This is a genomic window from Salinadaptatus halalkaliphilus (genome assembly GCF_006543045.1).
Taxonomy (GTDB): Archaea; Halobacteriota; Halobacteria; order Halobacteriales; family Natrialbaceae; genus Salinadaptatus; species Salinadaptatus halalkaliphilus.
Map to the genome: position 1 here is coordinate 193,016 of NZ_RBZW01000076.1, position 12,829 is coordinate 205,844.

The following is a 12,829-nucleotide window of genomic DNA, read 5'->3' on the forward strand; positions in this document are numbered from 1 at the left end:
CTCGACGGGCCGCGGTCGTCGAACCTGTCGTCAATGCGTGTGTTCATCATAGTCATCCGTTAAAGTCAAACAGGCGGCCCGGAAACAGGAGGGTATGAGCAGCGAACAGGAAGGAGAGTCGATTCGGTGTCTCGTCGCCAAAGTTGGCCTCGACGGCCACGACCGTGGGGCCCACGTTATCGCACGCGCGTTCCGTGATGCCGGATTCGAAGTGATCTACTCCGGACTACACAAGGCACCCGAAGAGATTGTCCAGGCAGCGGTCCAGGAAGACGTCGACGTGCTTGGCATCTCGATTCTGTCGGGCGCACACGATACACTCGTCCCGAAGATCATGGACGGGCTCGAGGAGTACGACGCCAAAGCGGATACCCTCGTGCTGGCCGGCGGCGTTATCCCCGACGAAGACCGCGAGCAACTCAAAGACGAGGGTGTCGCCGCAGTCTTCGGCCCCGGGACATCGATCGAGGAGACGATCGAATTCGTCCGCGAGAACGCCCCCGAGCGATGAGCGAGGAGACGTTACTCGAGGAGTTGCTCGCGGGGAAACACCGCGCGCTGGCTCGCGTCATCTCGAAGATCGAGGATCGCTCGCCGGGCTATCGAGAGCTCGTCTCGGAGCTCTACGCGCACACGGGCAACGCAGATGTCATCGGCATCACGGGCAGTCCGGGCGCCGGCAAATCGACGCTGGTCGACAAACTCGCCGAGACCTATCGCGAACGGGGCGAGACGGTCGGCATTATCGCGATCGATCCCTCCTCGCCCTTTACGGGCGGGGCCGTGCTGGGCGACCGCATCCGGATGGCCTCCACTGTGGGGGATATGGATGTCTTCGTGCGCTCGATGAGCGCCCGCGGGACCCTCGGTGGCCTCTCGACGGCGACGGCAGACGCCGTCAAGGCGATGGACGCCTTCGGCAAGGACAAGGTCATCATCGAGACCGTCGGTGCCGGACAAAACGAGATCGACATCGTCCGGACCGCAGACACCGTCGCCGTCCTCGTTCCCCCCGGGTCCGGCGACGACATCCAGACGCTGAAAGCCGGCATCTTAGAGATCGCGGACATCTTCGTCGTCAACAAGGCCGACCGGGACGGCGCCGATCGAACCGTTCAGGAACTCCGGGATATGATCCAGCTGGGCAACGAGGGTGGCATGAGCGGCGGCGCCGGCGGCCACCACAGCCAGGACGTCATCGACGCCCACGACGACTGGAATGGCGAGGACGACGACACGACCGACGAGACGGGCTGGACCACACCCATCGTCGAAACCGTCGCCACGAAAGGGACCGGCGTCGACGACCTCCTCAACGAGTTCGGCGCTCACCGCGAGTATCTCCTCGAGTCGGGCGAACACGCCACCCAGGTTCGCGGTCGCTACGCCGAGGAGGTTCGAACGCTCCTGCGCGAAGACATCCACGCCATGCTCGAGGCCGAACTCGAGGCCGCCGGCGGCGTCGACGCGCTCGCGGAATCGGTTCGCCAGGGCGAAACGGATCCGTACTCGATCGCCGACGACGTCCTGGCGCCGCTCGAGGACTGCCTCGAGGAGGTCGACGTCGAGCCGTCCGACGCCGCGTAACGACTGGCGCTGCGGGTCGACCGGGATCCTACGCGGCGGTCAGGCGGGATGGCGCGAGTCGGCGTTCGGGTCGTCGATGAAGCGCAGGACTAGCTCGATGAAGCGGTCCGGTGCGGTGAGCATCGCCTCGTGTGCGTGACCCTCGAACGTCACGACGTGACTGTTCGGGAGCGCCTCGTCGACGATTGCTGTCGCGTCTTGCAGGTTTGGCGGGCTTTCGCTACCGGTCAACAGCAGCGTCGGCGTCGTCAGGCTCGCGAACCGGTCGGGGTCAAACTCGTAGTCCACTCCGGCTTCGAGGTGACGGAGCCAGACGTGGGCCGCATCCACGACGTCGTTCCAGTAGGGAGCCGTCCGCTGTGCGTCGATCTCTTCCGGCGTGGATCGAGCTATCTCCTGCAAGAACTCGACGATCGCCTCCTCGTTTTTCCCCTCTTCAGCAGCGCTCGCATGTCGTCGAATACCGCCTGGGCTTCCTCACCGGTCTCTGCGGGCATCTGGATCCGCGGTTCGTACAGAACGAGTGCCTCGAGATTGTCGGTCCGACGCGCCGCCTCGATCGCCAGTAAAGCCCCGCCGGAGTGGCCGAGCAGCGCCGCTGGCTCGCTGGTAGCGTCGACGACCGCAGCGACATCTTCGAACTCCCGAGCGAGCTCGTAAGCCGGGCCGTCGCCGCTTTGGCCGACCCCCCGATAGTCCATTGCGTGGACTGTTCGGTGTTTTGCGAAGCTTCGACGAACGTCGCCGAGTTCCCAGAACCGATGGTCGCTGACGGCGCCGTGGACGAGCACGAGCGGCAGTCCCCGTCCCGTTCGTTCGACGGCGATTTCGGCCCCGTCCGGGGACGTGACTGTTTCATACGGACCGTTGTAGTTCTTTACCGGTGATCACCGACCCCGTCCGGGTGATCACCGGTAAAACGCTACAACAATCCGTATCAATCGCTCTCCGTCCGTCCGGTGGTCTCTCGTTTGGCCTCCTCTCCGCTGGTGGTTTGTCTGCCATGGTCGACTCATCCACCGCCACCTATGCTGCGAGATAACATAGCCCTACCCTGTGGGTGACACCGGCCTATCGACGAGACGGATCTGGAGTGAGAAGAAGTATTATCAGAATACAGACATTTCCTCGATCAAAGCGAGCCACAACACCGAAGATCGGGCCTCGGAATCGCCGAGTGGCGACGATACGCCCTATGAGAACCGTCGACAACCGCAATTTGAAGACCGTCGCCGATGTAAAGCGGTGCATGAAAGCCCGAACAGTCCTCGGCGCAGCCGCCGGTGTGGTCGGCGCGGCCGTTCTCGGCAACCGCCTCCTCGAACGACGCGCTGGCGACCTCGAGAATCCCCTTCCCGGTATCGAGCGGACCTATCGCTGGCGCGGTATCGAGACGAGATATACGGTCGCGGGCGAGCCCGCGGCACCCGATATGTTACTCGTCCACGGCGTCCATGCGGGTGCGAGCAGTCACGAGTTCCAGTCGATCGTCGACCGACTGGCCGAGGAGTACCACGTCGTCGCGGTCGACCTCCCCGGGTTCGGCCGTTCGGAACGGCCGCCGCTGGTTTACTCGGCCGAATTGTATGCCGAGTTCCTCCGGGACTTCGCGAGGGACGTGACCGAAGACCCCATCGTCGTCGCGTCCTCGCTGTCGGGCGCGTTCGCCGTCGACGCTGGCGCCGAAAGCGAGTTCGAACACCTCGTCTTGGTCTGTCCGACCGACGAGACGATGGCCGAGCGACCCTGGCTTCGGACCCTCCTCCGGACGCCCATCGTCGGCACGACGGCGTACAACCTGCTCTCGAGTCGACCCTCGATACGATACTTCTACGATCGGGACGGCTTCTACGACAGTTCGAACGTCGACGACGACATGGTCGCCCACGCCTGGGCGAGCGCCCACCAGCCCGGCGCTCGCTACGCCGGCGCTTCCTTCGCCGCCGGCACGGTCGATCCCGACCTCGACCTCCAGACCGAACTGGCCGCCCTCGAGACCGACGCGACGCTCGTCTGGGGCCGGGACGCCGAACTCGTCCCGCTGCGAGACGGTCGCGACCTCGCCGAAGCCGCCGACCTCGAACTGGTCGTCATCGACTACGCGACCCAACTTCCCCACGTCGAACACCCCGACGAGTTCGTCGAGTATCTGATCGCAGAACTGCTACACGCGGATGTCGACGCCGACACCGACGACTGATACGGTTTACTGGAAGTCATTTCCGGCGCGATGTGAACCGATAGCTCGGGGCCGCTACGCCGGTTCGAAGCCGAGGACGCGCTCACCTGTCGTCTCCGAAACCGTAACCTCGAGGGCGACCTCGAGTCCGTTTTCGACCGTCTCGAGATCCGCATTGACGACTTGGCCAGTGATACGGACGGGACCGAAGTCGGCGATCGCGGTCGCGTAGGGGGCGTCGTCCTCGAAGGCCGGCGTCGGGACGTGCGTGACGGTGAACGTTTCGATCGTTCCGGTATCCGGCAGCGGGACCGCAGTCAAGTCGGTCGCGCCACACTCCGGACAGACGTGTCGCGGCGGCAGCGAGCCGTGGCCCTCGGGACACTCGAGTGCGTCGGCCTCGCCTTCGGCGGCGGCGTCGAGCCAGTCGTCAAAGCCGGCGTCGCCGACCGCGTCGCTCATGGCTCGACCTCCGCTAAAACGTGGACGGTCGCACTGGCGACGGTGCCACCCGCGTTGTGCGCGAGGGCGGTCGTGGCGTCCGCGACGAACTCGCTGTTGGGGTGGTCGCCCGACAGCAACGTCGCAGCCTCGGCGATCTGGGACGCCCCTGTCGCGCCCACGGGGTGGCCCTTGGCCTTCAGTCCGCCCGAGAGGTTGACCGGCGTCTCGCCGTCGGCGGTCGTCCGCCCGTCTCGAGCGGCCGAGATGCCCTCGCCGACGCCCGCGATGTCGAGCGCTTCGATCGCGAGCACTTCGGCGATCGTAAAGCAGTCGTGGACCTCCGCGAAGTCGACGGCGCTCGCGTCGATACCGGCGTCGTCGTAGGCTTCGGCGCCGGCCTCGCGCGCGGCCGGCGAGCGAGCAAGGTACTCGCGGTCGTGCAGGGCCATCCGGTCGCCGCCCTGCCCGGTCCCCGTGATCGCGACCGGGGCCTCGAGGTCGTTGTCCTCGGCGTAGTCCTCGCTCGTCAGGACGAGCGCGGCCGCCCCGTCGGAGATCGGACAGGAGTCGTAGAGCCCGAGTGGTGAGGAGACCTGTGGCGCCTCGAGGACGTCGCTGACCTCGATCGCACTCTGGTACTGGGCTTTGTCGTTGGTCAGCGCGTTCTCGTGGTTCTTGACGGCGATGTGCGCCAGATCCTCGTGTTCGCCGCCGTACTCCTCGAAGTACGCCTGTGCCATCAGGGCGTAGGCTCCGGGGAAGGTCATCCCGGCCCGAACCTCCCAGAGATCGTCGGCGGCGATGGCGAGCGCCTCGGTCGCGCCCGCGGTCCCGAGGTTGGTCATGCGCTCGGCGCCGCCCACGAGGACGACATCGGCCTCGCCGTTGCGGATGCGAACGACGGCCTCCCGGATGGCTGCCCCGCTCGAGGCGCAGGCCGACTCGTAGCGCGTTGCAGGCGCCTGTACGCCCGCAGCTTCGGCCATCAACGGTCCCTGGTGGCCCTGGTGTTCTGCCAGTTCGCCCATGAAGTTGCCGTAGAAGACGGCCTCGACATCGTCTCGAGGAACGTCGCTGTCCTCGAAGGCCGTTTGGCTCGCCCGTGCGAAGAGGTCTCGGCTCGTCCGCTCGGGCGTACTGCCAAACGGCGTCACACCCGTTCCGGCGACGCGTACGTCACTCATGCACACCCCTATCGGATCGAGGCGTTAATACTCAGCGGTTACGGTCGCCGTTTCGGACTCCCTAGAGGTTCGATCCGCGCGTTTAACACGTCTGATGGATCACGTGTACGTATGAGTTCACCGACCGTCGATATCGATGCGCTCGCCACGCTCACCGAGACGAGTGGCGTCCCCGGCTACGAGGATCGGATCCGCGACCTCGTCGTCGACCGGTTCGCAGACAGCGTCGACCGCGTCCGCACCGACGCGATGGGCAACGTCGTCGGCACGCTCGAGGGCGACACCGACTACTCGGTCGCCGTCGCGGCCCACATGGACGAGATCGGCTTCATGGTTCGCCACGTCGCCGGCAGCGAGGACGGCTTCGGGTTCGTCGAACTCGACGCGCTCGGCGGCTGGGACGCTCGCGTCCTCAAGGCCCAGCGCGTGACGATCCACACCGACGACGGCGACGTACCGGGCGTCATCGGCTCGCCGCCGCCCCACACCCAGGACGACGACGAGCGCGAGAAGACGCCCGACGTCGAGGATGTCGCCGTCGACATCGGCCTCCCCTACGAGGAGGCGACCGACCGAATCTCGCCGGGCGATCTCGTCACGATGGAGCAGACGACCGAGCGCGTCGGCGAGACGGTCACCGGCAAAGCACTGGACGACCGCGTCTGTCTGTTCGCGATGCTCGAGGCCGCGGATCGGCTCACCGAGCCCGACGCCACGATCCACTTCTGTGCGACCGTCCAGGAGGAAGTCGGCCTGCGGGGCGCACAGGCCCTGGGCGTCGACGTCGATCCCGACCTGGCGATCGCACTGGACGTCACCGTCGCCAACGACGTCCCCGGCTTCGACGACGGCGCACACGTCACCGATCTCGGCGCAGGCACCGCGATCAAGCTCAAGGACTCGAGCGTCATCACCAACCCGAAAGTCAACAGGCGACTGCAGTCGGTCGCCGACGCGGCAGAGATCGCGTACCAACTCGAGATCCTCCCCGCCGGCGGCACCGACACCGGGGGGTTCCAAAACTCGGCTGGCGCGAAACCCGTCGGCGCAATTTCGATTCCGACGCGGTATCTCCACACGCCGACCGAAACCGCCCACGTCGACGACATCGCGGCGACGATTGACCTGCTGGAAGCGTTCCTCGAGAGCGAGGACGGCGAGCACGAGTACACGCTCTGATACGGATTGCTGTAACGATTTACCGGCGCAACCGCCGTCCGGGTCGCGGTTGCGCCGGAAATGACGTACAGTAAACCGTATGAGACGGTTGAACTGGTGTGACCAATACAACCGAATATTCACCGGTCTATCAGGACAGGCTCATACTGTAGATCGCCGCGTTCGTCGACGAGCCCGCCGATCGCCAGCGAGCCACTGACGGTGGTAATCCCGTACTAGGGAACCTCGTGGACCCGCAAATTGACCGAGCGGTGATCGCCCTCGATATCCGCGACGAGTCGCTCGACCACCCGTTCGGCTTCCTCGAGCAAGCGCGGACGCACCTTGTCGACGATTCGATCGATCGAGACGAATCGCGGGAGCGAAATCGCGTCGGCGTCGGCCGAATGCGGGTCGTACACCGCTTCGAAGTAGATCCGACTCGCCGTCTCCCAGTCGGGGGGCGCAGCGTCGGGTTCGGGCTCGACGCGCCACTCGCCGCGGGCGTCGAGATCGTTGACGAGTTGCCACTCGAGTGAGTCCGGGGCGGAGATATCGACGACCCTCGAGCGAGCCGTATAGCTGAGTTTCCACCAGGCGAGTTGGAGATCGTAGACGGAGCCGACGCCGCCGTCACCGTCGACGCGAACGTCTTTCAAATGCGTCGCGTATCGCGGGTAGTCCGTAAACGAGCGGACGTACGGAAAGACCTCCTCGGGCGAGCGATAGGCGACGGTACTGAGGAGAATCCTATCCACACCGGCTGTAACAGGCGTTCGAACGTAAGGATTGCTATCGCGCGAGCCGAACGATGCGGTAGCCTCTTTTCCCAGTAGAATCATCCCGGTGCTATGTATGGGCTGTCGCGTCGGGAGCTTCGGTTTGCACTCGTTATCAGCTCGTCACAGCGGTAACAGCGCGGAAGCCCACCGGCTTTAGCCGTGGGAGGAAGCGCGTAAGCTCCGCGAAGCAACCACCGACTACAGCATTGCTGACTCCCTAACGTTATTGAAAAATATTACTAAAGAGAAGTCATTACTGTGACGTACATGGCGTGGGAGGTGACTCGAACGGTCCGCGTCCGTCTCGACGTGCCTGACGACCCCAAGAGTGACCTCCACGCCACCAACGACAAATTCCAGTACTGCGCGAACCGCACCGCAGACTGGGCGTGGCGGTACCCCGACGAGGACTGTGTAACCAGCAAGAGCGAAGCCGAAGCCGCCATCTATGACGACCTTCGTGAAGAAACAGACTACCTGCACGCGAACCTCGTCCAGAAAGCCATCAAACGCGCCACCGACGACATTGGCAACTGCGTTGACCGGCTTGCTGACGGTGAAAACACCAGTAAGCCAGAGTACGACACGTTCAGCATCGTCTACGATAAGCGAGCTGGCACCTACTACCGAGACAAAGTCAGCCTCGCCACCGTCAACGGCAGAGTCGAATGCGAATACGACCTCCCCGACGACCCAGACGGTACACCACACGGCGAATACCTGCTGAACGACGACTACTCGTTTTCGACCAGTACTGTCCACTACGACAGCGAAGCCGACGAGTTCTACCTCCACGCAGCGATGGAACGGGAACTTGACGTTGCCCGTCCTGAGAAAGCCGAGCATTCGAACGTGCTTGGCGTGGACTGCAACGTTGATGACCATATCGCCGTGACCTCGACGGGTGCATTCGTCGGGAACGCCGACTATCTTAACCACCAACGCCGCGAGTTCGAGAAACGACGGGCCAGCCTGCAACAGACTGGGACACGGAGCGCACACCTGACCTTCCAGCGGATCGGTCAAAGGTTCGGTCGGTGGAGCGAAGACTACCTTCATCGGTGTTCCAAAGAGATCGTCGCGGAAGCCAAGCGCCACGGCTGTACGCACATCGCCTTCGAGGACCTGGAGCAGATTCGAGAGCGTATCAGCGACGACAAGAAGTTCCAACAGTGGGCGTTCCGCGAACTGCAAGAACAGACCGAACACAAGGCGGAACTGGCTGGTATCGTGGTCGAAACAGTCGAACCATCCTATACCAGCCAACAATGCTCGAAGTGTGGCTGTACGCTCGAAGAGAATCGTGATGGCCAGCACTTCAAGTGTCTCGACTGTTCGTACTCGGCGAACGCCGACTACAATGGGGCGAAAAATATCGCCCGGAAACTCACACTCAAACTCCAGCGAGGGCAGAAGTCCCCCGCTGGAGGGGCGTTCTGTCAGTACGCCCTAAAGTTGGGGACAATGACCGTGAACGCTACTGAAGTGGCGTCCGACACCTACGTGTCGGCAGAACGGGAGTCCACCGACAAGCCAACGGCTTCAGCCGTTGGTAGCTGACATTTCGCCCAGCACGTCTACTATCGAATTCTCCCGCCGCTGATCCCGGTACTGTCGGTTGCCCTCGAGTATCCGTTGTGGCAACTCGGGCTCTTGATCAGCGTATACGCACTCGGGATGGGAATCGTCCAGGCGCCGTTAGGCGTCTTTTCGGATCGGATCGATCGCCAGTACTTGCTCCCGACGGGGCTCGCGGTCACCGGCGCAGCGTACGTGTTGTTCGCGTTTGCACCGACACTCGGCGCGCCACTCGCGACACTCGAGGTGCTCGGCGCCAACTTCGAAGGCGGGTTTCTCGTCATGTGTCTCGCGATGGCGGTCGTTGGCGTCGGATTAGCCGTCGTTCACCCGACGGGGTATCCGATGATCACCGACAACGTCAGCGATACCAGCAAAGGCAAAGTGCTGGGCGTCTTCGGTGCGTCCTCGAAGTTGGGCGACGCCGCAGCCCCCGCTGCCATCGCGGCGTTAATGTTGCTCCTCCCGTGGCACCAGATCATCTTTCTCTTTGGCGTTGCCGGCGTTCTCTACGGGGTTGGACTCTACGCAATTCTCCAAGGCGACGAGTACGAAACCGTCCCGGCCGGCCAACGGATCGAGTCGGGTGAGGACGACGATACCGCCGACGAGACGCAGCCGAGTGACCGGCGAACGTATCTCTACCCGATCGTCATGGTCTATCTCTTTTTCGTCTCGAGTAATCTGTCGACCCGCGGCCTCAACACGTTTTTACCCGCATTTCTCGTCGCCGTCTACGCCTACTCCGGCGAGGTGATGGGCGTCTCCGTGGGTGCCGAATCCGTCGCCAATCTGTACTTTGCCGGGCTGTTAGTCGCCGGGGCGGTCATGCAACTGATTCTGGGCGGATTGACCGATACGTACGACTCGCGGTCGATTCTACTCGGCTGTATGGCGCTCGCAACGGTGGGGATGGTCGCGCTTGCGGTGTTCGATCTCCACCCACTGCTGCTGTTGGTCGTGATCGTCGTCCTCGGAACGGGCCTCTACAGCGTCAATCCGGCCCGCGACGCGCTGGTCAGCGACCTCTCGCCACCCGACTACGAGGGCCGAACCTTCGGCTACATCTTCACCGCCGTGACGCTGACCGGGGCACCCTTACCGACCGTCATCGGCTACCTCCTCGAGGTCGTCGGCATGCGAACCGGGTTCCTCTTGCTGGCCGTCGGCCCAGTACTCGCCACGGCGTGTATCCTGTTGTTGTACTCCAATCGAGTCTACCTCGAGTCGGCCGATCGGCCGGCACCCGGTACCTCGGATTGACGGCCCGCGACAAATCGCGATGGGAACCTTCTATACCCACATCCCACAAATGACGAGTCATGCGAGACGTCTGTATCGTCGGCGGCGGCGTTTCGGGACTCGCCGCCTCGATCTTCACGGCTCGAGCGGGACTGGAGACGCTCGTGATAGACGGCGGGGAATCGATTCTCGCCCGAAACGCGAGTCTCGAGAACTACCCCGGCTTTCCGGACGGCGTCGACGCCCGCCGGTACCTACAGCTGGCTCGCGAGCAGGCCAGTACTGCGGGTGCGACGTTCGAACTCGGGCGCGTGACGAGCGTCGAACCGATCGAGGAGGGGAATTTCGAGGCGGGGTTCGTCCTCGAGACCGACGGCGGGGAGCCACTCGAGGCCCGGCGCGTGATCGCGGCCTCGTGGTCCGACAGCGAGTATCTCGTGCCGCTGGATGTCGGACGGATGCAACGCGGCAGCAAGCACTTCGTCGACGTCGACGAGGCCGGACGGACGGCCGTCGACGGCGTCTACGCGGCGGGGCGCCTCGCCGACGAACCCCACCAGACGATCGTCGCGGCAGGCCACGGCACGAAGGTCGGACTGGCAGCGATCCACGACTCCGACGCGAACTTCTATCACGACTGGGTCGCCCCCGAGGGCTACTTCACGGGTCGCGGTCGTGAGGTGCCGCCCGGCTGTGAAGAGATCGACGACGACGAACGGCGACGCCGCGACGAGCGGGCGCGAGAGACGATGCTCGAGGCGTTCGCGGAGCCACTCGAAAACCGGCCGACGATGCACCCGAGCCTCGAGCAGTAGGCAGCCCGATAGTCGGTCAAAACGGAGTGGCCGTCACTCCATGTATCCGAGCCCCTTCAGCCGGTCCTCGACCTCGTCGAAGTCCTCGTCGACGTCTTCCTCCTCGCGGTCCGCCCTCGAGACGGCGATCCGTTCGACTTTGGTCTTGGAGGGACGGGCCGCCGAATCGAAAGCATCGAAGAGGACGCGCCCGTCGGCGTTTTTGGGGACTGGTTCGCCGATGCCATGTAACAGTGTGGGGGCAACGTCGACGACGCGGGCGCCACGTAGCGTTGCACCCGGCTCGATCGACGGGCCCCGACAGAGCATGATGCCGGTCGAGCGGTGACTCGCGGCGTAGGTACCGGTGTCGCCGAGCGGTTCGTCGGTGATCGCGTTGCGGGATTCGTAGCCGTCGATGGCGTTGACGATCAGGTCCGGCGAGTGGTCGTCGGTCGGGAACAGCTCGTCACCGTCGGCAACCGTGAGCAGTTTCGTGCCGTCGTCGGTCGTTACCGAGTCGAAGATATCCGTGAGCTCGGCCTTGAGTTCCGGCACGTCGGCCGGATCGACGGTGCCGTTTTCGAAGCGCTCGGTATCGTTGATATAGCAGTTTCCGGCGTCGTGGACGAATGCCGTCGTCTGCTCGAAGTCCACGTCGTAGAGGGTGTGATCGCCCGGGATCTGCTCGGCGACCGAATCGAGCAGCGTTCGGGGCAGTCTCGAGACCAACACCTCTTCGGAGATGCCGACCCGCTCTAAGGCCCCCGTGATCCGGTCGCGCGAGATGCCGAGACTCGCGAGTGCGCCGCGGGTCCCCTCGTCTTCGCGTCTGGTGAGATAGCCCTCGCGCTCGAGGATGTGGTTGACGTAGACCAGTTGCTCGATTTCGCCGAAGCCGTGGTCGGAGACGACGTAGAGATCGGCGTCGTGTCGGTCCGTGTAGGCGATGACCTCCCCAAGAATCTCGTCGAGCTGTTGATAGTGCTCGAGCAATCGATCCATCTCCCAGACGAGGTGCTGGAAGCGGTCCGGGGCCGTGTAGACGAAGAAAAAGAGCTGCCAGTCGTCGCCAGCGCGTTCCATCTGGAGATCCATCAGTTGTCGCCGGGCCGCGAGCATGTCGTCGACGGCGCCCTCGAACGCCTCGAGGCGGTCGGCGTACTCGGGATAGTCGAGGCTGATCTCGTAGTCGGGAATGTCGCGCTCGAGGTTCTCGCGGAGGGCGTGTGGGTGGACGAACGACTGGTCGGTCGATGGCGTCATCATTCCCGTCACCATGCTGCCGTCAATCTCACTGACCGGATACGTCATCGGGACGTTGCCGACGTGGGCCGGCGAGAGCTGATCCCACAGCGACGGCTGGCGAAGATCCCGACTGGTATACATCTCGTGGGAGTAGGTCCCGGAGAGGTTCTGAAAGCCGTAGATGCCGTGTTTGTCCGGCCAGACGCCGGTCGCGATCGAGGGCCACGCGAGTGGCGTCGTCGGCGGGGTCGTGCTCTCGAGTGGGCCGGATGCGCCCTCCTCGCGCAGTCGACCGAAATTCGGGAGATGGCCCGCCTCACACCATTGTTCGATGAGGCGCCACGGCACGCCATCGAGGCCGAGGACGAACGCGCGCTCCGAAGTAGGGGTTGATCCGCTCATGATTGTATCGAGAAACCTGCTGTGGTGGTGACTCGTTGGCCGCTTTGTTATAGAGAGTGTTCACCGATGGCGGCGAAGCGTTCGAATCGCGTTCGGTCGACGTAATGCTCTCTTAGACCGAACAGACGCATGTTCGGTGAGGTTACCATTAGTCGTCTCGAGAGTCACTGCTGGCGAACAGACGCTACAAGCGACCGATAGCATCTCCCAGACCGCCGATAGCCGTTCACG

13 protein-coding genes are annotated in these 12,829 nt (G+C 63.8%); 7 read left to right on the top strand and 6 right to left on the bottom strand.

Annotation, left to right across the window (positions count from 1 at the left end):
- The first annotated feature begins 94 nt into the window (after positions 1-94).
- Both D8Y22_RS21105 and meaB read left to right on the top strand, forming a co-directional pair.
- Positions 95-511, top strand: a complete 417-nt coding sequence (locus D8Y22_RS21105; RefSeq protein WP_141466610.1) for a cobalamin B12-binding domain-containing protein — start codon at positions 95-97, stop codon at positions 509-511.
- Positions 508-1,587 (top strand): methylmalonyl Co-A mutase-associated GTPase MeaB, encoded by a 1,080-nt coding sequence (gene meaB, locus D8Y22_RS21110; protein ID WP_141466611.1) that lies wholly within the window; start codon positions 508-510, stop codon positions 1,585-1,587. Before D8Y22_RS21105 ends, meaB begins: the two co-directional genes overlap by 4 nt.
- A 39-nt stretch (positions 1,588-1,626) precedes the next feature.
- On the opposite strand, the gene D8Y22_RS23045 is transcribed toward meaB, so the two are convergent.
- Together D8Y22_RS23045 and D8Y22_RS23050 are read right to left on the bottom strand one after the other, a co-directional pair.
- On the bottom strand, positions 1,627-1,989 hold the full coding sequence (locus tag D8Y22_RS23045; RefSeq protein WP_246084538.1) for an alpha/beta fold hydrolase: 363 nt from the start codon (positions 1,987-1,989) through the stop codon (positions 1,627-1,629).
- Complete coding sequence (locus tag D8Y22_RS23050) at positions 1,977-2,378, bottom strand: alpha/beta fold hydrolase (RefSeq protein ID WP_246084539.1); 402 nt, start codon at positions 2,376-2,378, stop codon at positions 1,977-1,979. Before D8Y22_RS23050 ends, D8Y22_RS23045 begins: the two co-directional genes overlap by 13 nt.
- Positions 2,379-2,836: 458 nt before the next feature.
- Between D8Y22_RS23050 and D8Y22_RS21120 the strand changes: the two genes are divergently transcribed.
- Complete coding sequence (locus tag D8Y22_RS21120) at positions 2,837-3,787, top strand: alpha/beta fold hydrolase (RefSeq protein WP_141466612.1); 951 nt, start codon at positions 2,837-2,839, stop codon at positions 3,785-3,787.
- Positions 3,788-3,841: 54 nt separating this feature from the next.
- On the opposite strand, the gene D8Y22_RS21125 is transcribed toward D8Y22_RS21120, so the two are convergent.
- Complete coding sequence (locus D8Y22_RS21125; RefSeq protein WP_141466613.1) at positions 3,842-4,228, bottom strand: Zn-ribbon domain-containing OB-fold protein; 387 nt, start codon at positions 4,226-4,228, stop codon at positions 3,842-3,844.
- Complete coding sequence (locus D8Y22_RS21130; protein ID WP_141466614.1) at positions 4,225-5,394, bottom strand: thiolase C-terminal domain-containing protein; 1,170 nt, start codon at positions 5,392-5,394, stop codon at positions 4,225-4,227. The genes D8Y22_RS21125 and D8Y22_RS21130 overlap by 4 nt, the downstream gene beginning before the upstream one ends.
- A 111-nt stretch (positions 5,395-5,505) precedes the next feature.
- Here D8Y22_RS21130 and D8Y22_RS21135 point away from each other — a divergent pair, with 111 nt between their 5' ends.
- Positions 5,506-6,573, top strand: coding sequence for a M42 family metallopeptidase (locus D8Y22_RS21135; protein ID WP_141466615.1), 1,068 nt, complete (start codon positions 5,506-5,508; stop codon positions 6,571-6,573).
- Between the two features lie 215 nt (positions 6,574-6,788).
- On the opposite strand, the gene D8Y22_RS21140 is transcribed toward D8Y22_RS21135, so the two are convergent.
- Complete coding sequence (locus D8Y22_RS21140) at positions 6,789-7,310, bottom strand: SRPBCC family protein (protein ID WP_141466616.1); 522 nt, start codon at positions 7,308-7,310, stop codon at positions 6,789-6,791.
- A 291-nt stretch (positions 7,311-7,601) separates the two neighbouring features.
- Here D8Y22_RS21140 and D8Y22_RS21145 point away from each other — a divergent pair, with 291 nt between their 5' ends.
- Genes D8Y22_RS21145 through D8Y22_RS21155 form a run of 3 tightly spaced genes read left to right on the top strand, consistent with a single transcriptional unit; the run spans position 7,602 to position 10,969 of the window.
- Positions 7,602-8,894: an RNA-guided endonuclease InsQ/TnpB family protein gene (locus tag D8Y22_RS21145; protein ID WP_141466617.1), complete on the top strand. Its 1,293-nt coding sequence runs from the start codon at positions 7,602-7,604 to the stop codon at positions 8,892-8,894.
- 27 nt (positions 8,895-8,921) lie between these two features.
- Complete coding sequence (locus D8Y22_RS21150) at positions 8,922-10,175, top strand: MFS transporter (RefSeq protein ID WP_141466618.1); 1,254 nt, start codon at positions 8,922-8,924, stop codon at positions 10,173-10,175.
- A 59-nt stretch (positions 10,176-10,234) separates the two neighbouring features.
- Positions 10,235-10,969 carry an NAD(P)/FAD-dependent oxidoreductase gene (locus D8Y22_RS21155; protein ID WP_141466619.1) on the top strand — a complete coding sequence of 245 codons (735 nt, stop codon included), beginning with the start codon at positions 10,235-10,237 and terminating at the stop codon, positions 10,967-10,969.
- A gap of 33 nt (positions 10,970-11,002) precedes the next feature.
- Here the strand turns inward: D8Y22_RS21155 and D8Y22_RS21160 are convergent, their stop codons facing one another.
- Positions 11,003-12,598, bottom strand: coding sequence for an alkaline phosphatase family protein (locus D8Y22_RS21160; RefSeq protein ID WP_141466620.1), 1,596 nt, complete (start codon positions 12,596-12,598; stop codon positions 11,003-11,005).
- Between the last annotated feature and the right edge of the window lie 231 nt (positions 12,599-12,829).

Coding starts and splice junctions, on each gene's coding strand:
- D8Y22_RS21105 (WP_141466610.1), top strand. CDS start 95: ATGAGCAGCGAACAGGAAGGAGAGTCGATTCGGTGTCTCGTCGCCAAA.
- meaB (WP_141466611.1), top strand. CDS start 508: ATGAGCGAGGAGACGTTACTCGAGGAGTTGCTCGCGGGGAAACACCGC.
- D8Y22_RS21120 (WP_141466612.1), top strand. CDS start 2,837: ATGAAAGCCCGAACAGTCCTCGGCGCAGCCGCCGGTGTGGTCGGCGCG.
- D8Y22_RS21125 (WP_141466613.1), bottom strand. CDS start 4,228: ATGAGCGACGCGGTCGGCGACGCCGGCTTTGACGACTGGCTCGACGCC.
- D8Y22_RS21130 (WP_141466614.1), bottom strand. CDS start 5,394: ATGAGTGACGTACGCGTCGCCGGAACGGGTGTGACGCCGTTTGGCAGT.
- D8Y22_RS21135 (WP_141466615.1), top strand. CDS start 5,506: ATGAGTTCACCGACCGTCGATATCGATGCGCTCGCCACGCTCACCGAG.
- D8Y22_RS21145 (WP_141466617.1), top strand. CDS start 7,602: ATGGCGTGGGAGGTGACTCGAACGGTCCGCGTCCGTCTCGACGTGCCT.
- D8Y22_RS21155 (WP_141466619.1), top strand. CDS start 10,235: ATGCGAGACGTCTGTATCGTCGGCGGCGGCGTTTCGGGACTCGCCGCC.
- D8Y22_RS21160 (WP_141466620.1), bottom strand. CDS start 12,598: ATGAGCGGATCAACCCCTACTTCGGAGCGCGCGTTCGTCCTCGGCCTC.